This window comes from Saccharopolyspora sp. NPDC050389 (assembly GCF_040655595.1).
Taxonomy (GTDB): Bacteria; Actinomycetota; Actinomycetes; order Mycobacteriales; family Pseudonocardiaceae; genus Saccharopolyspora.
The window spans coordinates 41,757-66,009 of the sequence record NZ_JBFAKG010000004.1; the positions used below are offsets into that span (position 1 = coordinate 41,757).

21 protein-coding genes, 1 pseudogene and 1 riboswitch are annotated in these 24,253 nt (G+C 70.4%); of the genes and pseudogenes, 14 read left to right on the top strand and 8 right to left on the bottom strand.

Going from position 1 to position 24,253, the window contains the following annotated elements; all coding sequences use genetic code 11:
• Nucleotides 1-201 precede the first annotated feature (201 nt).
• From AB0I53_RS03560 to AB0I53_RS03590, 7 genes are all read right to left on the bottom strand, one after another.
• Nucleotides 202-2,001: a hypothetical protein gene (locus AB0I53_RS03560; protein WP_358595789.1), complete on the bottom strand. Its 1,800-nt coding sequence runs from the start codon at nucleotides 1,999-2,001 to the stop codon at nucleotides 202-204.
• Between the two features lies 1 nt (nucleotide 2,002).
• A complete protein-coding gene (locus AB0I53_RS03565; RefSeq protein WP_358595792.1) occupies nucleotides 2,003-3,385 on the bottom strand; it encodes a sugar porter family MFS transporter in 1,383 nt (460 codons plus the stop codon).
• A 389-nt stretch (nucleotides 3,386-3,774) separates the two neighbouring features.
• Nucleotides 3,775-4,506, bottom strand: a complete 732-nt coding sequence (locus AB0I53_RS03570; protein WP_358595795.1) for a GntR family transcriptional regulator — start codon at nucleotides 4,504-4,506, stop codon at nucleotides 3,775-3,777.
• 35 nt (nucleotides 4,507-4,541) lie between these two features.
• Nucleotides 4,542-5,006, bottom strand: coding sequence for a ribose-5-phosphate isomerase (locus AB0I53_RS03575; protein ID WP_358595798.1), 465 nt, complete (start codon nucleotides 5,004-5,006; stop codon nucleotides 4,542-4,544).
• Nucleotides 5,003-6,727, bottom strand: a complete 1,725-nt coding sequence (locus AB0I53_RS03580) for a dihydroxyacetone kinase family protein (RefSeq protein ID WP_358595801.1) — start codon at nucleotides 6,725-6,727, stop codon at nucleotides 5,003-5,005. The genes AB0I53_RS03575 and AB0I53_RS03580 overlap by 4 nt, the downstream gene beginning before the upstream one ends.
• Before the next feature lie 16 nt (nucleotides 6,728-6,743).
• Nucleotides 6,744-7,520: an SDR family oxidoreductase gene (locus tag AB0I53_RS03585; RefSeq protein ID WP_358595804.1), complete on the bottom strand. Its 777-nt coding sequence runs from the start codon at nucleotides 7,518-7,520 to the stop codon at nucleotides 6,744-6,746.
• 25 nt (nucleotides 7,521-7,545) lie between these two features.
• Entirely contained in the window at nucleotides 7,546-8,298 is a 753-nt protein-coding gene (locus AB0I53_RS03590) for a sugar phosphate isomerase/epimerase (protein WP_358595807.1), read from the bottom strand.
• A gap of 284 nt (nucleotides 8,299-8,582) precedes the next feature.
• Between AB0I53_RS03590 and AB0I53_RS03595 the strand changes: the two genes are divergently transcribed.
• The 7 genes and pseudogenes from AB0I53_RS03595 to AB0I53_RS03625 all read left to right on the top strand — a co-directional run bounded on the left by AB0I53_RS03595 (nucleotide 8,583) and on the right by AB0I53_RS03625 (nucleotide 15,026).
• Nucleotides 8,583-9,929, top strand: coding sequence for an MFS transporter (locus tag AB0I53_RS03595; protein ID WP_358595810.1), 1,347 nt, complete (start codon nucleotides 8,583-8,585; stop codon nucleotides 9,927-9,929).
• 260 nt (nucleotides 9,930-10,189) lie between these two features.
• A complete protein-coding gene (locus AB0I53_RS03600) occupies nucleotides 10,190-11,065 on the top strand; it encodes a transketolase (RefSeq protein WP_358595813.1) in 876 nt (291 codons plus the stop codon).
• Complete coding sequence (locus tag AB0I53_RS03605) at nucleotides 11,062-12,054, top strand: transketolase C-terminal domain-containing protein (protein ID WP_358595816.1); 993 nt, start codon at nucleotides 11,062-11,064, stop codon at nucleotides 12,052-12,054. Before AB0I53_RS03600 ends, AB0I53_RS03605 begins: the two co-directional genes overlap by 4 nt.
• A gap of 191 nt (nucleotides 12,055-12,245) precedes the next feature.
• Nucleotides 12,246-12,719 (top strand): RICIN domain-containing protein, encoded by a 474-nt coding sequence (locus tag AB0I53_RS03610; RefSeq protein WP_358595819.1) that lies wholly within the window; start codon nucleotides 12,246-12,248, stop codon nucleotides 12,717-12,719.
• Nucleotides 12,720-13,084: 365 nt separating this feature from the next.
• Nucleotides 13,085-13,516, top strand: a complete 432-nt coding sequence (locus AB0I53_RS03615) for a MarR family transcriptional regulator (protein ID WP_358596244.1) — start codon at nucleotides 13,085-13,087, stop codon at nucleotides 13,514-13,516.
• Nucleotides 13,443-14,245: pseudogene (locus AB0I53_RS03620) on the top strand (ATP-binding cassette domain-containing protein). Before AB0I53_RS03615 ends, AB0I53_RS03620 begins: the two are co-directional and overlap by 74 nt.
• Nucleotides 14,205-15,026, top strand: a complete 822-nt coding sequence (locus AB0I53_RS03625) for an ABC transporter permease (RefSeq protein WP_358595822.1) — start codon at nucleotides 14,205-14,207, stop codon at nucleotides 15,024-15,026. The pseudogene AB0I53_RS03620 and the gene AB0I53_RS03625 overlap by 41 nt, the downstream one beginning before the upstream one ends.
• A gap of 162 nt (nucleotides 15,027-15,188) precedes the next feature.
• Nucleotides 15,189-15,378, top strand: a riboswitch (cobalamin riboswitch).
• Between the two features lie 315 nt (nucleotides 15,379-15,693).
• On the opposite strand, the gene AB0I53_RS03630 is transcribed toward AB0I53_RS03625, so the two are convergent.
• Nucleotides 15,694-15,852, bottom strand: a complete 159-nt coding sequence (locus tag AB0I53_RS03630) for a transposase (RefSeq protein ID WP_358595825.1) — start codon at nucleotides 15,850-15,852, stop codon at nucleotides 15,694-15,696.
• An 11-nt stretch (nucleotides 15,853-15,863) separates the two neighbouring features.
• On the opposite strand from AB0I53_RS03630, the gene AB0I53_RS03635 reads away from it, so the two are divergent.
• The 7 genes from AB0I53_RS03635 to AB0I53_RS03665 all read left to right on the top strand — a co-directional run bounded on the left by AB0I53_RS03635 (nucleotide 15,864) and on the right by AB0I53_RS03665 (nucleotide 24,250).
• Entirely contained in the window at nucleotides 15,864-17,093 is a 1,230-nt protein-coding gene (locus tag AB0I53_RS03635; protein WP_358595828.1) for an RNA-guided endonuclease TnpB family protein, read from the top strand.
• Nucleotides 17,094-17,306: 213 nt separating this feature from the next.
• Nucleotides 17,307-18,587 (top strand): MFS transporter, encoded by a 1,281-nt coding sequence (locus tag AB0I53_RS03640; protein WP_358595830.1) that lies wholly within the window; start codon nucleotides 17,307-17,309, stop codon nucleotides 18,585-18,587.
• Complete coding sequence (locus AB0I53_RS03645; RefSeq protein ID WP_358595833.1) at nucleotides 18,584-20,101, top strand: ABC transporter substrate-binding protein; 1,518 nt, start codon at nucleotides 18,584-18,586, stop codon at nucleotides 20,099-20,101. The genes AB0I53_RS03640 and AB0I53_RS03645 overlap by 4 nt, the downstream gene beginning before the upstream one ends.
• Complete coding sequence (locus tag AB0I53_RS03650; RefSeq protein ID WP_358595836.1) at nucleotides 20,101-21,048, top strand: ABC transporter permease; 948 nt, start codon at nucleotides 20,101-20,103, stop codon at nucleotides 21,046-21,048. Before AB0I53_RS03645 ends, AB0I53_RS03650 begins: the two co-directional genes overlap by 1 nt.
• Nucleotides 21,045-21,860, top strand: a complete 816-nt coding sequence (locus AB0I53_RS03655) for an ABC transporter permease subunit (protein ID WP_358595839.1) — start codon at nucleotides 21,045-21,047, stop codon at nucleotides 21,858-21,860. The genes AB0I53_RS03650 and AB0I53_RS03655 overlap by 4 nt, the downstream gene beginning before the upstream one ends.
• Complete coding sequence (locus tag AB0I53_RS03660; protein ID WP_358595842.1) at nucleotides 21,857-23,428, top strand: ATP-binding cassette domain-containing protein; 1,572 nt, start codon at nucleotides 21,857-21,859, stop codon at nucleotides 23,426-23,428. The genes AB0I53_RS03655 and AB0I53_RS03660 overlap by 4 nt, the downstream gene beginning before the upstream one ends.
• A 72-nt stretch (nucleotides 23,429-23,500) precedes the next feature.
• On the top strand, nucleotides 23,501-24,250 hold the full coding sequence (locus tag AB0I53_RS03665; RefSeq protein ID WP_358595845.1) for a class I SAM-dependent methyltransferase: 750 nt from the start codon (nucleotides 23,501-23,503) through the stop codon (nucleotides 24,248-24,250).
• Nucleotides 24,251-24,253 lie beyond the last annotated feature (3 nt).

The window sequence follows — 24,253 nt, forward strand, 5'->3', positions numbered from 1 at the left end:
ACCAAACCCCACCTCCCCGGGGTGCAATTTTAACAAACACACCCCCCCGGCGCCGCGGGTGGGGGTTTTTTTTTTGGGCCCCCACTCCGCTCCAAAACACTCACGACCGAACCGAACGAACATGTTCGTGACGAATCGCCGGCGGCGACTGGCGTGATCGCCTGGAGCAGCTGCTCGCCCAGTTCGCGCCGCAGCACCAGGTCACCGGGGTTTCCGGCCGTCGAAGTACACCTCCAGCTCGCCGATCGAGGTGAATGTCGCCGTGCCGCCCGGGATTCCGATGATCCGGACGCCATCCCCGGCGATCGGGTCGAACGCGAGCTCGTAGGTCTTGTTCGGGCCCGCGGTGCTGTCGTAGGGGTATGCCGGGGTGGTCGTCAGGCCGGTGACGTCCACCCAGCTCGCCCCTTGGCGGACCTGCGCGGTCAGGGAGCGGGCGAACCAGCCGCCATCCGCGAACATGCTGCCGGTGGTGTAGACGACGCGGTCGATCCAGTACTCGTCCCGCCAGGTGTATCCCCAGAAGTCGGCCTGCTTGCGGGCGCCGTCGAAGCTGTCCTCGCTCTCCTCCCGGACGCCGTTGTTGAGGTATTCGCCGTGGCCGTAGTGGGCCGTCTTCTCGATGGGGAAAGGCTCTTTCTCCGGGCCGGCCAGGTTGTCCGCCGGGTCGGGCGGGTTCTGGCCCGGATCGCCCGGCCTGCGCGGAGCCACCCGGAACTGGCGCAACGAGAAGTCGTAGTTGGGCAGCCCGCACGCCACGTTCAGGAACCAGTTGGACTGCAACCACATCCGCGTTCCGTCGGCCGAGACGAACTTGGCCGGGATGGTGGGCGCGTAGCCGCCGTTCTTCGGCCCGGCGCAGGCCGGCTTGGGTTCGCCGGTCTCCGGCGTCGGCACGTCGTGGCCGCCCGGCACGGGAAGCAGCCGGACGCGGCCGGGGCGACCGAACCAGGGCTGGGCGCCGAAGTCCTTGGACATGAACAGCTGCCACGGCCCCCAGGGCGTCGGCGCCTCGTAGAACTCGAAGGTGTACTCGGTCCACGAGGTGTAGATGAACCGGCGCAGCGGGGCGTTGTAGAAGACGCCGCCCTGGGAGATCACACTGAGGTCGCGGCGGCGTTCGCCGAAGACGTCGGTGTAGAGCCGCCGTTCGTCGGTGAGCACCGGTGCCTTCTCGCCGATGCTGGCGCTCCACTGTGGACTTCCAGCTCGCCCGGTTCCGGCGTAGAACCGCCAGGTGTCCCGCTGCTGGATCGAGTTCCGGGGAACCCGGGCCAGGTAGAGGCTCGTCGGCGACGGCACCGTGTTGCTGTAGGAGTCGCGCCAGTTGTCATCCAGGCCGTAGGCGTAGACGTACCCGGCGTTCTCCGGGCCGAGCGATCGGGCGTGCTCCTGGCTGCGACCGAAGTCGAGGAACATGATCGTGGTGAAGACGTGGCCGGTGAACATCGGCTCGGACGGCTGCTGCCAGGTGCGCCCGTAGTCCTCCGATTTGACGACGGTGGCGTCCACCGCGTCGTCGAACGCCGTGGCGGCGGGCGCGAAGCGCAGGTCCTGCACCGCCAGGTACAGCTCGTCCCGGCCGTCGCCGTTGCCGTCGACGGCGACGATCCCGGTGGGTTTCGAGTTGTACAGCTTGGGATCGGCGTGGGCCTTGGCGACCGCGTCGCCGGCGGCCAGCCGTTCGCCGCGCAGGCCGGTTTCGGGTGTTCCGGCGATCCGGTTCACCACGATGGCCGCCATCGGCTCGTCGCCGAATCCCTGACCGTCGCCGTTGGCGGTGTAGACGTAGTCGTCGTCCGCCCAGCAGGTCGGCCACAGGTCGCCGGTGCTGTCGGTGCTGACGGTGGCGGCGTACTCGGTGAACGCGGTCGCGAAGAACGCGCTGGCCGGATCGGCGACGGTCAGGCCTTCGGCCGCCTCGCCGACGCGCGGCACGCCGCCGAGGAGCACCCCGCCCGCGCCCGCGAGCGAGAGCTTCACGAACTGGCGCCGGTCCACCTCAATCCTCCGGCCGGAACCGGGTGCCCTTCCGGAACGCCCGCTCCAGCGATTCCAGGCTCCGCTGCTTGGTTTCCGGCATGACCCACCAGACGATCGGGAAGACGATCACGCCCGCGGCGGCGTAGGCGATGAACACCACCCCGGCGCCCACCAGCGAAGTGAAGGTGGGGAAGGTCAGCGAGACGAAGAAGTCGGTGAGCCAGTTGAACAGCGTGGCGACGGCCATCGCCGCGCCGCGGATCGCCAGCGGGAAGATCTCCGCCAGCACCACCCACAGCACCGGCCCCCAGGTGGCCGAGAAGGTGTTGGTGAACACGACGAAGGCGGCGACGGCGATCCCGAACAGCGCCGGGGACTCTGCGGGCAGCACCAGCGCCGCCACACCGACCGCGAACAGGCTCACCGACATGCCGACCAGCCCGGCGAGCAGGACGGGTTTGCGGCCCCTGCGGTCCACGACCTTGGCCCGCACGACGAGCGCGATCGTCAGGATGTTCAGCAGCCCGTTGAGGAACGTGAACAGCAGCGCGGTGACCTCGGAGACGCCGAAGGTCGTGAGGACGCTGGGCGCGTAGTAGACGATCGTGTTGATGCCGGTGATCTGCTGGAACACGGCGAGCATCGCGCCCAGCAACAACAGGCGGCGCACCCAGGGCGCGGACATGCGGGCGCCGAGCCGGGCGTCCCGCTGCTGGCGTTCGAGCTCGGTGATCTCGGCGAGCTCCCGGTCGGCGGCGGCCGGATCGCCGCGCAGGCCGACCAGCAGCGCGCGCGCCTGCTCCGGGCGTCCCCGCCGCACCAGCGACCGGGGCGTGTCCGGCGCGGCCAGCAGCCCCAGGACCAGCACGACCGCGGGGAACGCGCCGATGAGGATCATCCACCGCCACGAGGCGACGAAGGCCAGCCCGTAACCGGTGGCGGCGGCCAGCGCCGTGCCCACGATGATCATGTACTGGTTCAGCGAGGTGACCGCGCCGCGCTCCCCGGCCGGCGCCATCTCGGCCAGGTAGAGCGGAACCACCACCGAAGCGATGCCGATGCCGATCCCGATGACGAACCGGAACAGCACCAGCAAGGCGACCGTCGGCGCCACACCGGCACCGAGCGCGCCGATGGTGAACACGACCCCGGCGGCGAGCAGGACGCGCTGCCGTCCGAGCCGGTCGGCCACCGGCCCGCTGCCCAGGGCCCCCACCATCGCCCCGACGACGGTCGAGCTGACGACGGCGCCCTTGAGCAGCGGAGTGAGCGGCAGCTCGTGCGGGATGAACAGGATGGCGGCGGAGATGATCCCGTTGTCGTAGCCGAACAGGATCGCCGCCAGCGACCCCAGCGCGTAAACGCGCCGGGTGACCCGGAGCTTCGAAGAGGGCGTTGCCATCGACCACCTCCACGCGGCAACGGGCACCGGGGAGAACCACGAGCAGGCGAGCACCGATCGCGCCGCCCCCTCGACGCGCCCATCACACCCCTGGTACCCAACAACCCAGCCCGCAATACCTGGCCCGGTGGTCAGCGGGGCGCAGGAGCGGTCCCGGCAGCTGTCGGCACGTGTTGTAGACGATCACGGACTTCTCCAGCGAGGTGTTCACGAGGTCGCGCTCCAACTACTCACCATCGCCGAGGTCCGACTCGCTCACCAGGAAGCGGACCTCCCGCGCGCTGTCCACGGCTAGGGCGCCTCTGCACGATCCGGCGTTCACGACACCGACAGCTGGTCCACAATGGACGTCGCTGGAAAAGCGAACGCCCGGCCGGGCCGGGCGTTCGTCAGGCGTGCTTCTCGGGCCGTTCTTCCGGCTCTGCTGGTGGGGCTTCGCCCAGGATGTTGATCGGCCTGCGGCTTCGGACCGTTCCGAACAGCAGTGCCTGCGCCGTTGCCACCATGTGGTCCTGGATCACAGTTTGCGTCTTCACCGGGTCTCCCGATTCGATTGCCGTGACGATCTCCAGGTGACGGTCGGCGCTCATGTTGGTCAGCGCCCGTTCCAGGCCGCGGTACATGATGCACATGCGGATCGAGCCTTCCAGCAACTTCCACGACCGCAGCAGCGCGTCGTTTCCGGTGAGCTCGCACAGCAGCTCGTGGAAGGCGAGGTCCGCCTCGATCTGCGCTTCCAGCGAGACCTGCGCGGCCGCCGCCATGTCGTCGACGGCGGCGCGCAGGCTGCGGCAGTGCTGTTCCCGGTAGTAGCCGGAGGCCAGCGTTTCACCGGCCACCGCCTCCAGCGCGGCCCGGACGGTGAAGGTGTTGATGATGTCCTTCTCGTCGATCTGCCGGACCGTGACCCGGCCGCGATCGCCGTAGGAGACCAGGCCCTCCTGCTGCAGTTCGCGCAGCGCCTCGCGCAGCGTGCCGCGGCTGATGCCGAGCTGATCGGACACCTGCACCTCGCCGAGGTGAGTGCCCGGCGGGAACGTGCCGGTGGTGATCGCCTTCCGCAGGGCGTCGACGGCCATCTGCCGGAGGTTCCGGCCTGCCTGCGCCTGACGGCTCACCACTCGCAGCCTCCTCGGTTCCGCGCCTCCGACGGCGCTCAGCACCGTTCGTACTCGGCAATCAACTCTACCTTCGCCGCGCTGGGCGATCGGTGGTCGAACTCGTAACCGAGCCATTCGCGCACCAGCCGGCGGGCCAGTTCGAGCCCCACCACCCGCTGCCCGACGGTCAGCACCTGGCAGTTGTTGGACAGCACGGACCGCTCCACCGAGTACGAGTCGTGGGCGGTGGTGGCCCGCACGCCCGGCACCTTGTTGGCCGACAGCGCCATCCCGATGCCGGTGCCGCAGACGAGCAGGGCCCGGTCGGCGGTGCCCGCGCGCACGGCTTCGCCCGCCGCCAGGCCGATCTCCGGGTACGGGCGGTGCACGTCCTCGGCATCGCGGTGCACGCCGAGGTCGATCACCTCACTCACCCTGGGATCGGCGCGCAGGTCGGCGGCGAGGCGTTCCTTGAAGTCCAGCCCGGCGTCGTCGCAGCCGATCGCGATCCGGTACGTCATCGGAGTTCTCCCGTCAGGTAGTCGGCGATCGTCCGGGCGATCAGGGCCATCGACACCGCACCGGGATCGGGCGTGCCGACGCTGCGCTCGGCCAGCGGCCGCGCCCGTCCCTTGCGCGGCACCAGTTGTGCGGTGTTCCGGGCCGCCAGGTCGGCCGCTTCCGCCGCGCGCGACCACGCGGCAGCTGCCGAAACATCAGCGGCGACCGCCGACAGCAGTTCGGCCCGGAACGGTTCCAGCGCGTCAACCAGCGTCTTGTCGCCGACCGCCGCGCCGCCGAGCGTCGCGATGCGCGCGGCCAGCGCATCCACCGCCTTGGCCGCGATTTCCGCGCTGCCGCCGTGGTCGGCGAGGACTTCGCCGGCGGCCCGCAGCCCGGCACCCCACAGGACGCCGGACGTGCCACCCGCGCGTGCCGCCCAGCCGTCCCCGGCGGCGGCGAGGCAGTCCCCCGCCCCTGCTCCGGCCCGCTGGGCTTCCTCTGCGGCGGCCAGCGCAGCGCCGATGCCGCGGACCATGCCGCGGCCGTGGTCGCCGTCGCCCGCCACGGCGTCGATGGCACCGAGCTCGCTTTCCTCTTCGCCCAGCGCCGAAGCCACCTGACGCAGCGCCACGAGCACGTGTTCGGCGAGCCGGCGAGACTCGGCGGAGGCGGGTGAGTACACCCGCTCGGCCGTCTGCGGCTCGCTCGCCGCGGGCTCAACCGGCGCCTGCGGCTCGCCGGCCGTTCGGCCGCGCCGGAACGCCGGCGTCCACGCCGGAGCCGTCCACAGACGTTCGAGCTCGTCGTCCAGCCAGGTCATGGTGAGCGACACGCCCGCCATGTCGAGGCTCGTCACGAGCTCGCCCACCTCGGGCAGCACCGGGACGTGCCCCGACTCGCGCAGCAGCGCGGCCACCGGCCGCCACAGCACAAGCAGTTCCTCCTGCTTGACCGCGCCGAGGCCGTTGAGCAGCACGGCCACGCGCTCCCCCGCGTTCGCGGGCTTCTCCGCCAGGAGCCTGCGCACGAAGTCGGCCGCGAGTTCCCCGGCCGAGGGCAGCGGCACGTCCCGAAGGCCGGGCTCGCCGTGGATTCCCAGCCCCAGGCCCATCTGCCCGTCCGGCACGCTGAACAGCGGCTCGGGCGCGCCGGGGAAGGTGCATCCGGCGAACGCGGTGCCGATCGTGCGCGTGCGCTCGTTGGCCTTCCGGCCCACCCGCACGACTCCGGCGAGGTCCATGCCCTCTTCGGCGGCCGCGCCCATCATCTTGAAGACCGTGAAGTCACCGGCGATCCCGCGCCGCCGCTCCGCCTCCTCCGCCGGAGCGCTGGCGATGTCATCGGTGACCACCACGTTGTCGACGGCGATGCCCTCGGCCCGCAGCCGGTCGGTGGCCAGGCCGAAGTTCATCACGTCGCCGGCGTAGTTGCCGTAGCTGAACACCACCCCGGCACCGGACTGCGCGGCCATCGCCACCGAGTAGGCGTCCTGCGCGGACGGCGACGTGAACAGGTTGCCGCTGACCGCCCCGTCCGCGAGGCCGGGGCCGATGATCCCGTAGAAGGCCGGGTAGTGGCCGGAGCCGCCGCCGGGCAGCACCGCGACCTTCGGCCGCTGCGGCCGGGCCCGCCGCACCGCGCCGCCCGGCACCTGCCGCACCAGGTCGGCGTGCAGCTCGCAGAACCCGGCCAGCGCGTCGTCGGCGAACGTCGCCGGGTCGTCCCACAGATACGTCATGCCAACCCATCCGTCCTCAGTGGAGGAACGATCCGCCGTTGATGTCGATCGTGGTGCCCTGCAGGTAGCCGGCGTCGTCGGTGGACAGCCAGGTGATCACCGCGGCCACGTCGTCCACTGTGGCCTGACGGCCGATCGGGATGCCGCTGGTGATGGCGTCCTCCAGCTCCGGAGTGGTCGCGTCCGCCCGGATGTCGGTGTCCACCGCGCCCGGCGCGACTGCGTTGACGGTGATCCCGGCCGCGCCGAGCTCCTTGGCCAGCGACTTGGTGAACCCGAGGATGGCGGCCTTCGCGGCGCAGTACGGCGTCTTGCCGAACACTCCCCCGCCCTGCTGGGCCGACACCGACGACATGTTGACGATGCGCCCCCAGCCCGCCTCGATCAGGTCCGGCAGGAACGCCTTGGTGACCAGGTAGGTGCCGGTCGCGTTGACCGCCAGCACCTTGTTCCACAAGTCGAGGGTGGTCTCCAGGAACGGCACCGGCGAGGTGATGCCCGCGATGTTGGCCAGCGCCCCGACCGCGGACAGCCGGCCGGCGGCCACCTCGGCCCGCACCGCGTCGTAGGCGGCCTGCACCGACGGCTCGTCGGCGACGTCGATGCCGTGCGCGAAGACCGTCGCGCCGGTCTGCGCGGCGATGTCTTCGGCGGCGGCCTTCGCGGCCGGTTCGTCGAGGTCGAGCACCACGACGGCCCATCCCTGGCGGGCGTACCGCAGGGCTGCGGCCTTCCCGATGCCTCGCGGCGCGGCCGCGCCCGTAACCACCGCCGTGCGCTGGATGCTGGTCACTCCTGGTTCTCCTTCGGTCGACGTTTCAGAGCAGGGTCGCGATGTATTCGGCGGCGCGTACCGCCGCGGCGGGCCGTTCGTCGTCGGTGACATCGCGGGTTTCGAGTTCGAGCGCGAACGACCCGCCGTAGCCGACGGAACGCAGCGCCTCGAACGCGGCGGGGAAATCGACCACGCCGTTGCCGATGCTGTGGTTGATCCCGCCGGGGACGGCGTCCCTGAGGTGCACGTGGGCAATCCGCTGCCCGAACCGGTGCGCGAAGGCGGCCGGGTCGCCGCCGGAAGCCACGATGTGGCTGGTGTCCAGCACGACGCCCACCGCCGGATCCAGCCTCTCGATCAGCTTCGCGGCCAGGTCGACGTCGGCGCACAGGCGGAAGAAGTGCGGCGCCTCGACCCAGATCGCCACACCGTGGGCGCTTGCGAGCTCGGCGGCCCGCGCGAGCTCGCCCGCGACGCGATCCAGGTCGGCATCCAGGCCGGTCTCCGGCTCGTGCGACTGGGCGCCGCACGGCAGCACCAGCGCATCCGCGCCGCAGCCCGCGGTCAGGTCAAGCAGGCGGCGCAGGTGCGTCTCCCGCTCCTGGGCGGCGCTCGGGTCGAGCACTCGGTTCAGGTCACCGATGTCACCGTTGACCGATCGGACCGCGAGGCCGCCCGCCCGCACTGTCGACACCACCTCGGCCACGGCGGCTTCGGTCAGCTCGTAGGGCACGTGGTCGCACACGCCGGGCAGCGCGCCGAGATCGATCTCGGCGAAGCCGCATCCCGCGATCACGCCTAGCGCCTCGGACAATCCGAGGTGGCGAAAGCTGATGGACGAGCACCCGGGCCACCGGTCCGACAAGGTTCCTCCTCAAGCAACGAATGCGGAGATGTTAACAGCGCCCTGTCAACAGACAAGAGCAGCCAATCAAAGTCGGGGATTACTGCTAGTGGCAGCGGTTTTACATGGCAGATCACTGTTGACAAACGAGCGATGAGAGCTGAATATCTCCCGCAGTGTTGACACGGCGGAGCCGATGTCGACAACGTCGAACTACCCCAATGAAGAGGTGAGTGATGAGCGCGGAACCGCTGCGCATTAGCGGGCCGGTGCACGGCACACCGGACGTGCGACGGGTGGCGTGGGGATCGACCGCGGGCGCCGTGATCGAGAGTTACGACTTCATCGGTTTCGGCACCGCCGCGGCCCTCTACTTCGGCCCCGCGTTCTTCCCGAACGCCTCACCGATCGTCGGGACGCTGTCGGCCTTCGCGACGCTCGGCGTCGGTTTCGTCGCCCGGCCGCTCGGCGGCGTCATCGGCGGCCACCTCGGCGACCGGATCGGCCGCAAGCCCGTGCTGGTCGCCTCGCTGATCGTGATGGGCCTGGCCACCTTCGCCATCGGCCTGCTGCCCACCTACGCGCAGGTCGGCGTGCTCGCCCCGGCGCTGCTGGTCACCGTGCGGATCATCCAGGGCGTCGCCTACGGCGCCGAATGGGGCGGGGCGATCCTCATGACCTACGAACACGCCCCGTGGCTGCGCAAGGGCGCGTACACCGGCATCGTGCAGGCCGGCTTCCCGATCGGGCTGCTGCTGGCCAACCTCGTCTTCCTCGGCTCGGTCGCGCTGCCCGGCGACTGGGCGTGGCGTGTGCCGTTCCTGGCCAGCCTGCTGCTGGTGATCATCGGGCTGATCGTGCGGTCGAAGGTGCCCGAGTCGCCGGTGTTCGAGGACGTCCGGGACAGCGGCGAGATCGTCAAGTCGCCGATCGTCGAGGTCATCAAGGACGACTGGCGGAACCTGCTGCGCGGCATCGGACTGCGCATCGCCGAAACCGCGGGCTACGCCGTGGCCATCACCTACATGATCTCCTACCTGAAGTCGGAGAAGCTGGCCACCAGCGGCGAGACGATCCTGTCGCTGTGCATCGCCTCGGCGATCGGCATCTTCGCCACGATCGCCTGGGGCGGGCTGACCGATCGGGTCGGGCGGCGCCCGGTGTACATCTGGGTCTGCCTCTTCGGCGCGGCCTGGGCGATCCCGATGTTCCTGCTCGTCAACACGGGATCGGTGCTGGCGATCATCGCCACCGTGGCCATCTCCTACGGCGTCTGCCAGAACGCGCTGGCCGGCTCGCAGGGCGCGTGGTTCCCGGAGCTGTTCCAGGCGAAGACCCGCTCCTCGGGCGCCTCGCTGGCCTACCAGATCTCGGCGATGATCTCCGGTTTCACGCCGTTCGTCACCACCCTGCTGTTCCTCGCGCTCGGCTGGATGGGCCCCGCCCTGCTGTTCCTCGCCTACTCGGTCCTCGGCCTGGTCGCCGCGTTGGTGACCCGCGAGACCTTCGGCAAGCGGGAGCGCCAGGAAGCGCTCCGCCGCAGCGCGGAGAACGACGATCCCCGACCCGCCGCCGCGCACTGAGAAGCCTGTTTCCAGACTCGTCTTGCGTGGCGGTGCGGGTGGCGGCCCCCCTGCGGGAATTACGGTCGCCTTCTCGCTGTGGGATCCCCGATGTCATGAATGACCAATTCACTACGTCGGCGCTGTCCTTGCGAAAAGACACCTGAGAACCCGCGGCGGTGCAAGTTGCCAGGGCGGGCTAAGCGGCTTCGCCGCTTCAAAGACAGAACCGACTTCACCAACAGTCTCCGAGACCGCCTCCACTGCCCGAGAGGAACACGATGACGATTGCCACCGGCAGCGACCTGACGGCGCGCGCCGACCGGGTGCGTGCGGCGGCCTTCCGCATGCGGCACCACGTCCTGGACATGGGCCAGGTGCAGGGCCAGGGATACGTCGGGCAGGCGCTGGGCGTCGCCGACGTCCTCGCCGCGGTCTACGTCGACCAGCTGCGCTTCCGGGCCGACGACCCGCACTGGCCGGAGCGGGACCGGTTCCTGCTGTCCACCGGCCACTACGCCATCGCCCTGTACGCCGCCCTCGCCGAGGCCGGCACCATCCCGGTCGACGAGCTGGAGACCTACGGCTCCGACGGCTCCCGCCTGCCGATGTCCGGCATGGCCTCCTACACGCCCGGCATGGAGATCTCCGGCGGGTCGCTCGGGCACGGCCTCACCGTCGCGGTCGGCATGGCGCTCGGCACCCGGCTGCGGGGCGAGCAGCCCCGCATCGTCAACTTCCTGTCCGACGGCGAGCTGGACGAGGGCTCCACCTGGGAAGCCGCGGTGGGCGCCGCCCACCACCGGCTCGGCCGGATCCTGGCCATCGTGGACATGAACGCCCTGCAGGCGGACGGGCCCACGAAGGGCGTGCTGGGCATCGAGCCCGCCGAGGAGAAGTGGGCCGCGGCAGGCTGGTTCACCCAGCGCGTCGACGGCAACGACGTGCCGGCGCTGTTGCGGGCGTTCGACGCCGCCGCGCAGCGATCGGCGCCCGTCGGCGAGCCGGCGGTGATCCTCTGCGACACCAGGATCGGGCGCGGTGTCCCGCTGCTGGAGGCCAGGGAGAAGGCCCACTTCATGCGGATCGAGGAGCACGAGTGGCAGCTGTGCCGCGAACAGCTGACCGAGAATCACCCGGGAGAGCAGACACGATGACCGCCACGACACCGAAGCGGCTGACCACCTCCGCGATGATCGCCTCGTTCGCCGACCCCGGGCAGCGGACCACCAGCGCCCCATTCGGCCACGCGCTGGCCGCGCTCGCCGAGGCGGACGACCGGATCGTCGGCCTGACCGCCGACCTCGGCAAGTACACCGACATGCACGTGTTCGCCGAGGCCCACCCCGACCGGTTCTTCCAGATGGGCATGGCCGAGCAGCTGCTGCTCGGCGCGGCGGCCGGGATGGCGGAGGTCGGGCTCGTGCCGTTCGCGTCGACCTACAGCGTCTTCGCCGCCCGGCGCGCCTACGACTTCCTCTGCCTGGACATCGCCGAGCCGAACCTCAACGTCAACATCGTCGGCGGGCTTCCGGGCCTGACGACCGGCTACGGGCCCAGCCACCAGGCGACCGAGGACGTGGCGATCTTCCGCGGCATGCCGAACCTCACCATCGTCGACCCGTGCGACGCGGTGGACATCGAGCAGGCCGTGCCGCAGCTGGCCGCCGCCGAAGGGCCGACGTACCTGCGACTGCTGCGTGGCAAGGTGCCGACCGTGCTGGACGAGTACGACTACTCGTTCCGCCTCGGCAAGGCGGCGGTGCTGCGCGGCGGCTCGGATGTCGTGTTCGTCTCAAGTGGACTGATGACGATGCGGGCGCTGCAGGCCGCGGAGGAGCTCGCGAAGCACCGGGTCGACGTCGCCGTGGTGCACACGCCGACCATCAAGCCGTTCGACGCCGACACTGTTCTGTCCGAAGTGGACTCGGATCGGCTCGTGGTGACGCTGGAGAACCACACCGTGGTGGGCGGGCTGTTCGAGACCGTCGCCTCGGCAGTGGTGAGCCGCGGGCTGGGCAAGCGGATCGTGCCGATCGCGCTGCCCGACGCCTTCCTGGACGCCGGCGCCCTGCCGACGCTGCACGAACGCTACGGCCTCGCGACCGACACCATCGTCAACAAGGTCCTCGGCGCCCTCGGCTGACCGCGGGTACGACCGGCCGGCGACCTGGCGCCGCGCCGGTCGTACCCGGTTCCCGGGCCGCGGGCCACTCCTCGCCCACAGTGGTGTGAATTGCGGGCTTTTCGGTGAGATCGCAGTGAACTCGGTGACGCACGTGCTCGAAAAGGCACGTGCTACGTGAATCTACTACGCGATTCTACGAGGTGAGTTCATTGCGAAAAGCGAGCCACTGGACCCTGGCGACCCTGGGCGCACTGTGCCTGAGCGGATCGGCCGCACTGCCGCTCGCGGCAGCCGACCCCGCTTCCCTGGAGGCGTCGTTCAGCAACGTGGCGGCGGGTGCGTGCCTGCAGAGCCCGGACGGCTACGCGATCACGTTGACCGACTGCAACTCGAACGACCCGAAGCAGGACTGGTCGCGCGAGTACCTCGGCCACTCCGAGCTGATCCGGATCGACCGCACGAACAGCTGTATGGGACATGGCGGCGGCCCGTACGTGCGTCTGATGCCGTGCGACTCCTACGACGCGACCCAGCAGTGGCGCGTTGAAGCCGCCGACGAGGGCAGCCTGCTGCACCACATGGCCACCAACAGCTGCCTGGGCCACCTGAGCGGATCGGACGTGCGGCTGTTCCCCTGCGAACCGGAGAACCCGGCGCAGCAGTGGAGCCTGACCGCGAGCTGAACCACCCGGCCGTGGGGGGTGTTGTGGGGGGGTGATGTTGCGGAAAAAAAAAAGCCGCCGCGCGCCCGGAGACCCCCACCCCCCCCCCCACCGCCGCTCTCGCGCCCCCCCGGGCTGTGTCTTTTGCGGCCTCAATAACAGACCCAAAAGACTCACGGCCCCGTGCCCAGCGGAAACCCCTCCCCCTGCGGCACACCGTGCCGCTCCTGCATCTCGCGTCCCGCGATGATCGGCCGATACCTCGCAATGAGAGGTAACGTTGACAGGTGGGCGATGTGGACGCGCAGATCGTCGCCGACGAGCTGATGACCGTGATCGCGGCGCTGCGGCGGGTCGTGCGGCGCAGCCTTCGCGCCGAGTTGGCGATGCCGAACCTGCGAGGCGCTCAGGTCGAGTTGCTGCAGGTCGTCGAGCAGCAGCCCGGCGTCAGCGTGGCCGGTGCCGCGCTCCAGCTGCGCATGGCGCCGAACTCCGTGAGCACCTTGGTCAATCAGCTCGCCCGGGTCGGCCTGCTGCGCCGCGAGACCGATCCGGCCGATCGCCGCGCGATCCGGCTGCACCTGACCGACGCCGCCGCGCATCGGATCGCCGCCTGGCGGCACGCGCGGACCCGCCTCGTCGGCGGCGCCCTCGCCAATCTGTCCAAAGTGGATCAAAAGGCGGTCGCCGATGCCCTGCGCGGGTTGAACGCGTTGGTGCGGGCAGTGGAAGGAGGTGGCGCGGATGACCGAGATGGCCGTGCGATGCAGGGGCCTGCGGCAGTCGTTCGGCGAGCAGGTCGCGGTCGACGGGATTGACCTCGACGTCCGGCCCGGCGAGGTGTTCGGCCTGCTGGGCCCCAACGGCGCGGGCAAGACCACCACGATCCGGGCGATCACCACCCTGCTGCCCACCGCGGCGGGCGCCGTCGAGATCTTCGGCGTCGATGTGGCGCGCCACAAGCTGGCGGCGCGCGGCTGATCGGGTACGTGCCGCAACAGCTTTCGGCCGACGGATCGCTGACCGGGCAGGAGAACGTCGCGCTGTTCGCCCGGCTCTTCGACGTTCCGCGCGCGCAGCGGCGATCCGCGGTGCGCGCCGCGCTGGCCGCCGTCGGGCTCGCCGCCGTCGCCGAGCGCCTGGCCAACACCTATTCGGGCGGCATGGTGCGCCGCCTCGAACTCGCGCAGGCGCTGGTCAGCGGGCCGAGGCTGCTCGTGCTGGACGAACCGACGATCGGCCTGGATCCCATCGGCCGGGAGAGCGTGTGGGACCGGATCGCCGAGATCCGTGCCGAGACCGGGATGACCGTGCTGGTCACGACGCACTACATGGACGAGGCCGATCAGCACTGCGAGCGGCTCGCCCTGATGCACCGCGGGCGGATCCGGGCCCGGGGAACCCCCGCCGAGCTCAAGGCGGCCGTGGGACCGGACGCCACGCTCGACGACGTCTTCCGGACGATCACCGACGATACCTTCGAGGAAACGGGAGAAGGGATGCGAGATGTCCGCGCGACTCGACGCACCTCCGGCCGCCTCGGTTGAACCGGTGCGGCGCAGCCCGCCGGGCCTGGTGGCGGCGCGGGTGGCGGCGATGTGCCTGGTGGAGCTGCAGAAGCTGCGGCACGACCGGGCCGAGCTGCTCACCAGGGCCGTGCAGCCCGCGCTGTGGCTGCTGATCTTCGGCCAGGTGTTCACCGGGCTGCGCGCGATCCCCACCGGGAACGTCCCCTACCTCGACTTCCTCGCGCCGGGAATCCTGGCTCAGTCGGCGCTGTTCATCGCGATCTTCTACGGCATCCAGATCATCTGGGAGCGGGACGCGGGCGTGCTGGCGAAGCTGCTGGTCACGCCCACGCCGCGGGTCGCGCTGGTGACCGGCAAGGCATTCGCCGCCGGGGTGCGCGCGCTGGTGCAGGCGCTCGTGGTGCTGGTGCTGGCGGCGCTGCTGGGCGTCGGCCTCACCACGAACCCGGTGAACCTGCTCGCGATGGCCGTCGTGGTGATCCTCGGCTCGGCGTTCTTCTGCTGCCTGTCCATCACGATCGCCGGGCTGGTGCTGTCCCGGGACCGGCTGATGGGCATCGGGCAGGCGATCACCATGCCGCTGTTCTTCGCCTCCAACGCCCTGTACCCGGTCGACCTGATGCCCGAGTGGCTGAAGGTGGCCAACTACGCGAACCCGCTCGGCTACGAGGTCGACGCGCTGCGCGGCCTGCTGATCGGCACGCCGGCGCACCTGGCGTTGGACTTCGGCGTCCTGGTCGTCTCCGCCGGCATCATGATCAGCATCGCGGCCGCCCTGCTCGGGCGCTTGGCGCGCTGAGCCGGCCGGCCGGCGCCGATGGCATGTCCACTAAGGACAATCCTGACCACCATCAGGCGGGACGAGAGGCGCCCTTGGCCGAGTCTCGGCCGAGGGCGTCTCACACGTCGCGTCCTGCGGCACTGGAGGTGATCTTGGGTTCGGTGTCTTGACACCCGGCTCGTCTGGTGCAAGCGTCAGCGTTGTTGTTCATGCGACGGCGCGCAGGAAGCCGGTGTGAATCCGGCACGGTCCCGCCACTGTGAATGGGGAGCTACCGCCACCGATGCCACTGCCGCACCAAGCGGTGGGAAGGCGAGCGGGTAGCGATGATCCACGAGTCAGGAGACTGACGCCGTCGTACCGATTCGTACGGGGTCGCGGAGCCCCGGAGGAGGTACTGAAGGTGCAGCACCGCGCCGCGCGCGTCGTCGCCACCCGCCCCTGCCACGCTAAGACCGGCCGAGTCCCCGATTCCACCAGGTGTCCGAAAACAGCAGTTCAGCAGCACCGGCATAACCAGCCCTGCTCTGTTCGCCCGCTGACACCTGCGTGGAGACACCCTTGCTTCCCCCTTGGAACTCTGCGTGCCTGGAACGCATTCGGCGCTGCGATATGGGCCAGTGCGCCACCCTTCAGGGCGGTGGCGAAGGCCCACTCCGCGAAGCCCGCCAAGGGCTGGGCAGGCCTAAACCGGACGTGCTTGGGATTCGATGTACTGGCGCAGCACGCTGATCGGAGCGCTGCCCACGGAACCGGCGAAGTAAGAGCCGGACCACAGCCGCTCAGCGCGCCAGTAGTGGCGGTCCAGCTTCGGCGCAGTGTTGATCTGATAAACCGAGGTCATACGATCTTGGTGTGCAGCTGCGGTACTCCTTCCGCCTCTACCCAACGCAAGGCCAGCAAGCCCTGCTGGCCCGTGCGTTCGGGTGCGCTCGGGTGGTGTACAACGACGCTGTACGAGCACGAAACGCAGCGCACGAGGCAGGTGAGAAAGCCCCGAGTGCGGGTGAGTTGTCGAAGCGGCTGATCACCGATGCGAAGAACACCCCTGAACGCGCCTGGTTATCCGAAGTGTCGACCGTCGTGCTTCAACAAGCGCTTCGAGACTGCGACCAGGCATTCCGCAACTTCTTCGATTCGCTGTCAGGTAAACGAGCGGGCCGGAAGATGGGCGCACCGAGGTTCAAAACCCGCCGAGACCGCAGGCAGGCGATCCGGTTCACCGCCAACGCCCGCTGGTCCATCACCCCTGGCGGGAGGCTCCGGTTACCGAAGATCGGCGACATCCCCGTCACCTGGTCCCGGACACTGCCGTCGAAGCCCTCATCGGTGACGGTCATCAGGGACGCTTCCGGAAGGTATTTCGCCTCGTTTGTGGTCGACACCAGGCCGGAACCGATCAGCGGCTCCGCACCGGAGGTCGGGATTGACCTGGGCTTGAAGCACTTCGCGGTGACCTCGGACGGCCGCAAAATCACATCGCCAAGGTTTCTGCGGAAGGCGGAGAAGAAGCTCAAGCGGGCACAACGTGCCGTGTCCCGCAAGGAGAAAGGATCGGCCAACCGGGAGAAGGAACGGACCAAGCTCGCTCGCGCCCACGCGCGGGTAGCTGACGCTCGCCGAGAATTCCACCACCAGCTCTCCACCCAGTTGATCCGCGAGAACCAAGCGATCGCAGTGGAAAATCTGGCAGTGAACGGGTTGGCGCGCACCATGTTGGCGAAGTCCGTGCACGACGCCGGATGGTCCGGATTCGTCGCGATGCTGGAATACAAAGCCGCCCTGCACGGTCGGCAGGTGATCCGCATCGGCCGTTTCGAACCCACCTCGCAAACCTGCTCGGCCTGCGGCACCAAAGACGGCCCCAAACCATTGCACGTGCGCACGTGGCAGTGCGGCTCATGCGGGGTGTGGCTGGACCGGGACATCAATGCGGCGGTGAACGTCGCGAAGGCCGCCGGACTGGCGGTGACAGCCTGTGGAGCGCAGGTAAGACCACCCACGCAGGTGGGGGCTCAGCGCGGTGAAGCAGGAACCCACCGAGGTGACCTGTCGGCGCGACGCCCGCGCCGACAGACGCAGTAGGAATCTCCGGCGTTCACGCCGGAGAGGAAGTCAATGGCAGACGATCTACGACGACCAGTACCACCTCGACCACGGCCTGGTGCCCACGGCCACCGAACCGTCCGAAGTGGACTCGGGATCCGCCGGCTGGATGAAGACGCGCCGCGTCGTCGATCCGTGTCGCAACCGCGGCGCCGACGGCTCCGGTTGCCCGGTGTCCGAGGAGGGCGAGCGATGACCCTGGACGGATTCCGGCGGCTGTCGCCCGCCGCGCGGCTGCTGGTGATCAACCAGTTCGGCATCAACGTCGGCTTCTACATGCTGCTGCCGTTCCTCGCCGCCCACATGACCGGCCTCGGGTACGGCGCGGCGATGATCGGGCTGGTCCTCGGCATCCGAAACCTCAGCCAGCAGGGCATGTTCCTGGTCGGCGGAACCGCCTCGGACCGGCTCGGGTGCCGCCCGATGATCATCGCTGGATGCGCGTTGCGGGTGGTTTCCTTCGGGCTCTTCGGCGTGTTCACGTCGTTGCCCGGGCTGGTCGCCGCCGCGGTGCTCACCGGCTTGGCGGGCGCCCTGTTCAACCCCGCCGTGCGCACCTACCTCATGCACGAGGCCGGGGATCGGCGCGCGGAGGCGTTCGCCGTGTTCAACGTCTTCGCGCACGCCGGCACTCTCGTCGGGCCGTTGCTGGGCGCCGCGTTGCTCGCCCTCGACTTCCGGCTGATCGCGCTGGTGGCGTGCGTCGCCTTCGCGGTGTTGACGCTCGCCCAGATCGTCGTGCTGCCGCGGCGCGAACACGGGCCGCAGCAGCACAGCGTGCTCGGGAGCTGGCGCGAGGTCTTCGCCAACCGGCGCTTCCTGATGTTCACCTTGGCGCTGTCGGCGTACTTCGGGCTCTACAACCAGCTCTACCTGATGCTGCCGCTGGAGGCGCAGCGGGTGTCCGGGCTCACCGAGGCCGTGGCCGCCGTCTTCGTCGTGTCGACCGTCGTCGGAATCGCGTTGCAGGTCCGGATCACGCAGTGGTGCCGGCGGCGGTGGAGCGCGGGGCGATCGGTGTCGATCGGGCTGGCGTGCATGGGCGCGTCCTTCCTGCCCTTGCTGCTGAGCAGCCCGCTGCTCGACGCGCCCGCGGCGGGTGAGCCGGGCTGGGGCGTGGTCGCGCTCGCGTGCGTTCCGGTGCTGCTGACGACCGTCGTGTTCACCATCGGCATGGCGATCACCAATCCGTTCGCGATGGAACTGCTGCCGATCGTCGGCAGCGAGCGGTTGGCGGGCACGTACTACGGCTTCTACTACCTGGTGTCGAGCCTGGTCGCGGCGGCGGTGAGCTGGGTCGTCGGCGCGCTGCTCGACGTCGCAGGCGAGGCGCCGATCCGGTGGGTGCCGTGGTTGGCCCTGCTTGTAGTGGGACTGCTCGGCGGGGCCGGTGCCGCCCTGCTGGAACGACGAGGACTGCTCGACCGCGCCGGCGAACCGGCGCGGGATCAGGGGAAGGAGACGCGAAGGTGACCGGCGTCAATCGACGGAAGCTGCTCAAGGGGGCGTTGGGAGCGCTCGCGGTCGCTTCGCTCACCGCCTGCGGCGGCGCGGGCGGCTCGAACGGACGGCTGCGGGTGGCGTTCCCGACGTCGGGCGCGAAGGAATCGCTCGACCCGCACACCAGCTCGCTGTTCGTCGACCAGGCGCGGGCGAAAGCACTGTTCGACACGCTGGTCGGCTACGCCGACGACATGAGCGTCGTGCCGCGCCTGGCCGAGTCGTGGGAACCCGACGCGACCGGAAAGCGGTGGCTGATCCGGTTACGCAGCGCCCGGTTCCACGACAACCGGCCGGTCACCGCCGACGACGTCCTCTACAGCTACCGCCGCATCGCCGACCCCGCCACGGCATCGCCGGCGCGGTGGCAGTTCGCCGCCGTCGACTTCACCGCCAGCCGCGCGCGTTCGGCCGGCGAGCTGGAACTCGTGCTGCGGGCGCCGAACTTCGAATTCCCCTCGGCGTGGGGCGCGCCCGCCACCGAGATCGTTCCGGCCGGAACCACGGATTTCGCCGCGCCGGTCGGTTCCGGCCCGTTCCGGTTCGCCTCGTTCCAGCCCGGCAGGCCCGCCGTGTTCGCCCGGTTCGACGGCTACTGGGAAGGTGCCCCGAATCCCGCAGAGCTGGAATTCATTCCCATCAACGACGAAAGCGCCCGCGTCGCCGCGCTGATGTCAGGCCAGGTGCACTACGCCCACGACATCAGCGCGAACTCCGCGAGCCTGCTGCAGCACGACGACCGGACGGAGGTGCTCGCCGCGCCCGGCGGCACCATGCAGGCCGTCGCGCTCAAGGTCGATCGCGCGCCGTTCCACGATCCCCGGCTGGTGCGGGCGATCGCGTCCGGTGTGGACCGCCGAACGCTGCTCGACGTCGCGCTCAGCGGGCGCGGCCTGGTCGGCAACGACCTGTTCGGCAAGGGTTTGAAGTACTACCCGCAGGACCTGCCGCAGCGCGAACGGGATCTCGGCCTCGCCCGATCGCTGCTACGGGAGGCCGGGGCGGAGGGGCTGGAGTTCGAGCTGCTCACCAGCGCCGCCGATCCCTACTTCGAGTCGGCGGCGACGCTGCTCGGCGAGCAGCTGGGCGAGATCGGGCTGCGCGCCACGCCGCGGGTCAGGCCGTCGGAGACGTACTTCTCCGACATCAAGACCGCCGGCGTCGCCGCCCACACCAGGACCGCTCCCCTGCCGTTGACGACCTTCATGGCGCAGCGCATGCGAGGCGACGCGGGCAGCAACAACTACACCGGATACCGGTCGCCGGAGTTCGATGCGCTCTTCTCGCAGGCGATGAGCACTCCGGACGAGGCGGAGCGGGCGCGGCTGCTCGCCGACGCCCAGCGCCTCGCCAGGGACAACAGCGGCCTGCTGGTGTGGGGGTTCAGCGACTGGAATGTCGCCGCCAGCGGCGCGCTGTCCGGGATCCGGGCCGCCCCGCCCAACTCCTTGGACTGGGCGCGGTTCGACCGGGCCTCGCTTGGCTGATGGGGAGATTCCTGTTTCGGCGGCTGGTGATCGCCGCGCTGCAACTCGCGGCGGTGGCGGTCACCGTCTTCGCCCTGACGTCGATCCTGCCCGGCGACACCGCCGTCGTCGTCCTCGGCGAGCACGCCACCGACGAGCAGGTCGCCGCGCTCCGCGAGCGGCTGGGGCTGGACCGGCCGCTCTGGGAGCGCTTCGCCGACTGGCTTTCCGGTGTGCTGCAGGGCGATCTGGGCACGTCGTTGCTGACCGGTACCGCCGTCTCCGACCAGATCGCCCGGGGATTCGCCACGACGGCGCTGTTGGCGCTGCTCGCGCTCGCGGTGGTGATCCCGCTGGCGCTGGCGGTCGGCATCGGCACCGGCTTGCGACCGGGTTCGTTGCTCGATCGCGGGCTGAACGGCGCGGTCGTCACGCTCAACTCGGTCCCGGAGTTCGCGCTCGCCCTCCTGCTCATCGCCCTGTTCGCCCTCCAGCTCGGCTGGCTACCGGCCACCGCGGCCGGAGCGTCGGGCTGGGCGCTCGCCGCGCAACCCGCGGTGCTCGTCCTGCCGGTGGGCGTTCTGGTGAGCAAGCAGTTGTGCGCCTTGGCGCGCCAGGTCCGCATCGGGGTCGTGGAGGCCGACAACGCCGAGTACGCCATGCACGTGCGGCTGCACGGCCTGACCGAACGCACCGTCGTGCTCCGGCACGTGCTGCCCAATGCGCTCGGCCCCGCGGTGCAGCAGCTCGCGCAGGCCGTCGACGGGCTGCTCGGCGGCGTGGTGGTCGTCGAGGCCGTTTTCGCCTTGCCAGGAATGGGTTCCGGGTTCGTCGGCGCGGTCATGGCCCGCGATCTGCCCGCCGTCCAGGGATATGCGCTGGTGTTCGCGGGCACCACGATCGCGCTCAACCTGTTCGCCGACGTCGTCGCCCGGCGGCTCGTCCCGCAACGCGAGGTGGTCGCGTGAGTCCGCGTCGATTCCTGGGCCTGGCCGTCATCATCGGATCGGCGCTGCTGGGCGTTCCGGTGCTCGTCGCGCTGATCGGGCCGCTACTGGCCGGTCCGGTGCGCTCCGCCGCCGGGCCGTTGCGGCCGCCCGGCCCCGAATTCCCGCTGGGAACCGATGTTCTCGGCCGGGACGTGCTCGCACTCGCGCTCAGCGGCGGCGCCTCGATCGTCGCGCTCACCGGCCTGTCGCTAGTGTTGGCCTACCTGCTCGGCGTGCCGCTGGCGCTGCTCGTCGCCGGGCGTCGCAGCCGCTGGGCCGACGGCTTCCTGCTGCGCGTTCTGGACTTCGTGCTCGCACTGCCGGGCCTGCTCGTGCTCCTGGTGCTGGCCGCCGCCGGATGGCGCAGCGTATCGACCTTGATCGTGGCCATCGCCGTGCTGCAACTCCCCGCCGTGGTGCGCATCGTCCGCAGCGCCGCGCTGGCTCCCGGCTGCCGGGCGGCGGTCGAGGCGATGACGATGCAGGGCGAGCCCTGGTGGCGGATCCACCTCGGCTACCTCGGGCGCGCCGTGCTGGGGCCGGTGCTCGTCGACGCCGGAACCCGGTTGAGCCTCGTGCTCTACCTGCTGGCGTCGGCGAACTTCCTGGGGCTCGGACTGGCGCCGTCCGCGAGCGACTGGGCGGTGCTGGTCGAACGCAACAAGGAAGCCCTTTTCCTCCAACCGTTCGCCGTACTGGTCCCGGCGTTGTTGCTGGTGTCGCTTTGCATGGGCACCAATCTGCTGGTCGATCAGGCGCTCCTGCGCCGGAACGAGGTCGCAACCCGATGAGCACACCGATCCTCCGCGCGCAGGGGCTGCAAGCGCTCTCGGGCGAACACCGGCTGCTGACCGGCATCGACCTCGACATCCGGCCCGGCGAGATCACCGTCGTGATCGGCGAATCCGGTGCCGGGAAGACGACCTTGGGGCTGGCGTTGCAGGGCGAGCACCACGCCGGGATCGCGCTGGCCGGGCGGGTCGACCTGCGCGGGACGGATCTGCTCGGGCTGCCCACCGCGCGGCGCCGGGCGACCCGCGCGACCGTGATCGGCTACCTGCCGCAGCATCCCGCCGGAGTGCTCAACCCGGTGCGCAGGATCGGCAGCGTGCTGGACGAGCTGGCCGCCGTTCGGCACGGCACGCGCGAGGCGAGCGCGACGGCGGTCGCCGAAGCGCTGGAAGCCGCGCAGCTGGATCCGACCCAGTTCCTCCGCCGCTACCCGCACCAGCTCTCCGGCGGACAGCAGCAACGGGTCGCCCTGGCCCAGGCGCTCATCGGCCGGCCCGAGGTCCTCGTCCTGGACGAACCGGCCACCGGGCTGGACGCCATCACCAAGTCCGAGACCGTCGCCGCGCTGACCCGGCTCGCGGGCCGCGGCACCGCCGCCGTGCTGCTCACCCACGACCTTACGCTCGCCCGCCGGCTCGCCGACGAGATCGTCGTCCTGCTGGACGGGCGGATCGTCGAGCGGGGCCCGGCGAGCCGGCTGCCGCAGGAGCCGGCCCACGCCTACACCCGAAGCCTGCTCGCGGCGGAACCCCGCCTGCCGACCGAACCCCGAACTCCGCATGCCGCGGATCCGGCGTCCGGGCTGCACGCGCGCGGGCTCGGGAAGACGGCGAACGGCAAGCGGTTGCTGGACGACGTGGACCTCCACGTGCCGTCCGGTCGGTGCGTCGCGATCGTGGGTCGCTCCGGGGCGGGCAAGACCACCCTCGCGCGCTGCCTCGCCGGGTTGACCCGGCCCGACACCGGGCAGGTGCTGCTGGACGGCGTCCCGCTGGCCGCCGACATCCAGCGCCGCGACCGGCGGCAGCGGACGCAGGTGCAGTACGTCCACCAGAACTCGCAGGCGTCCTTCGACGAGTTCCGGCCCGTCGCCGCCCAGATCGCCAGGACCGCGCGATTCGCTCGCGGCCTCGGCGGCGAGCAGGCCCGGGCCGAGGCGGAGAGCATGCTCGAAGCGCTCGGGCTCACCTCGTCGCAGGCCGCTCGGCGGCCCGGGGCCCTGTCCGGCGGGCAGTTGCAGCGGGCGGCGCTGGCGCGGGCACTGCTCGCCCGGCCCGCCGCGTTGATCTGCGACGAGATCACCTCGGGCCAGGACCTGATCAACCAGGCGGAGCTGCTCGACCTGCTCGCCGAAGCCGCCCGCACCACCGCCGTCGGATTGGTGCTGATCAGCCACGACCTGCCCGCGATCGCCGGCATCGCCGACGAGATCCACGTGCTCGAAGCGGGCCGCCGCGTCGAGCACGCCGCCACCCACGAGCTGCTCACCCGGCCGCGAACGGCGATAGCGCGCGATCTCCTCCCCGGCGCGAGCTGCGGCGCGGCGTCGACAGGCGGAGGAACCTGACGAACCGCTGTTGCAAACCCTTGGCAACTACACTCCGGACACGAGACAACGCTGATCCGAAGGGCGGTCCCGGTGAGCAACAACCGTCGAGCGGCGATCGGCGCGGTCCGCGACAACTGGGATCGCCGGGCCCCGGCGTACGACCGCTTCTACCAGGCCTACACGCAGGACAAACGCGATGCGTGGCGCGCGACCTGCGAGAAGATCCTCGGCGAGATGTTCGGCCGGCGCGACAGGCCTCTCGAAGTGCTCGACGTCGGCACCGGAACCGGATTCCTCTCGACGCTGCTGGCCGAACTCGGGCACAACGTCACCGCGGTCGACGCCTCCAGCACGATGCTCCACTACGCCCGTGCCAAGGCACGACGCCGAGGCATCGCGGTGCGGACCGTCGCCTGCGGCGCCCACGACGTCGCGACGCTGGACGCCAAGTTCGACCTCGTGACCTCGCGCTACGTCCTGTGGACGCTGCCCGATCCGGTCGCCGCGCTGCGGGCCTGGCGCGGGATCATCAACCCCGGCGGCGGCCTGCTGCTCGCCGACGGGCTCTGGCACACCTGGCGGCACGACTTCCGCCGGCTCGTCGCATCGCTGCGCCCCGGAGCCGACCATCGCTTCCCCTGGCTACTCCTGCGCGATTACGCGCAGATCGGCCACGCGACGCCGCACTGGGCGGGCCTGACGGCGGACCGCGCGCGGGCGCTGCTCGCCGCGGGCGGATTCCAGTGCGGCACGCGCCACGACCGGCTCCTCCCGGGATACGCCCGTCCCGTCAGCGCGGATTTCTTCATCCTCGGCACCCGACCGGCCCAATTGCCCTGACAG

What these genes read in the sequence shown, in the direction of transcription:
- AB0I53_RS03565 (WP_358595792.1), bottom strand. Translation starts at nt 3,385, where the DNA reads ATGGCAACGCCCTCTTCGAAGCTCCGGGTCACCCGGCGCGTTTACGCG.
- AB0I53_RS03575 (WP_358595798.1), bottom strand. Translation starts at nt 5,006, where the DNA reads ATGACGTACCGGATCGCGATCGGCTGCGACGACGCCGGGCTGGACTTC.
- AB0I53_RS03580 (WP_358595801.1), bottom strand. Translation starts at nt 6,727, where the DNA reads ATGACGTATCTGTGGGACGACCCGGCGACGTTCGCCGACGACGCGCTG.
- AB0I53_RS03595 (WP_358595810.1), top strand. Translation starts at nt 8,583, where the DNA reads ATGAGCGCGGAACCGCTGCGCATTAGCGGGCCGGTGCACGGCACACCG.
- AB0I53_RS03600 (WP_358595813.1), top strand. Translation starts at nt 10,190, where the DNA reads ATGACGATTGCCACCGGCAGCGACCTGACGGCGCGCGCCGACCGGGTG.
- AB0I53_RS03605 (WP_358595816.1), top strand. Translation starts at nt 11,062, where the DNA reads ATGACCGCCACGACACCGAAGCGGCTGACCACCTCCGCGATGATCGCC.
- AB0I53_RS03615 (WP_358596244.1), top strand. Translation starts at nt 13,085, where the DNA reads ATGCCGAACCTGCGAGGCGCTCAGGTCGAGTTGCTGCAGGTCGTCGAG.
- AB0I53_RS03625 (WP_358595822.1), top strand. Translation starts at nt 14,205, where the DNA reads ATGTCCGCGCGACTCGACGCACCTCCGGCCGCCTCGGTTGAACCGGTG.
- AB0I53_RS03630 (WP_358595825.1), bottom strand. Translation starts at nt 15,852, where the DNA reads ATGACCTCGGTTTATCAGATCAACACTGCGCCGAAGCTGGACCGCCAC.
- AB0I53_RS03640 (WP_358595830.1), top strand. Translation starts at nt 17,307, where the DNA reads ATGACCCTGGACGGATTCCGGCGGCTGTCGCCCGCCGCGCGGCTGCTG.
- AB0I53_RS03650 (WP_358595836.1), top strand. Translation starts at nt 20,101, where the DNA reads ATGGGGAGATTCCTGTTTCGGCGGCTGGTGATCGCCGCGCTGCAACTC.
- AB0I53_RS03660 (WP_358595842.1), top strand. Translation starts at nt 21,857, where the DNA reads ATGAGCACACCGATCCTCCGCGCGCAGGGGCTGCAAGCGCTCTCGGGC.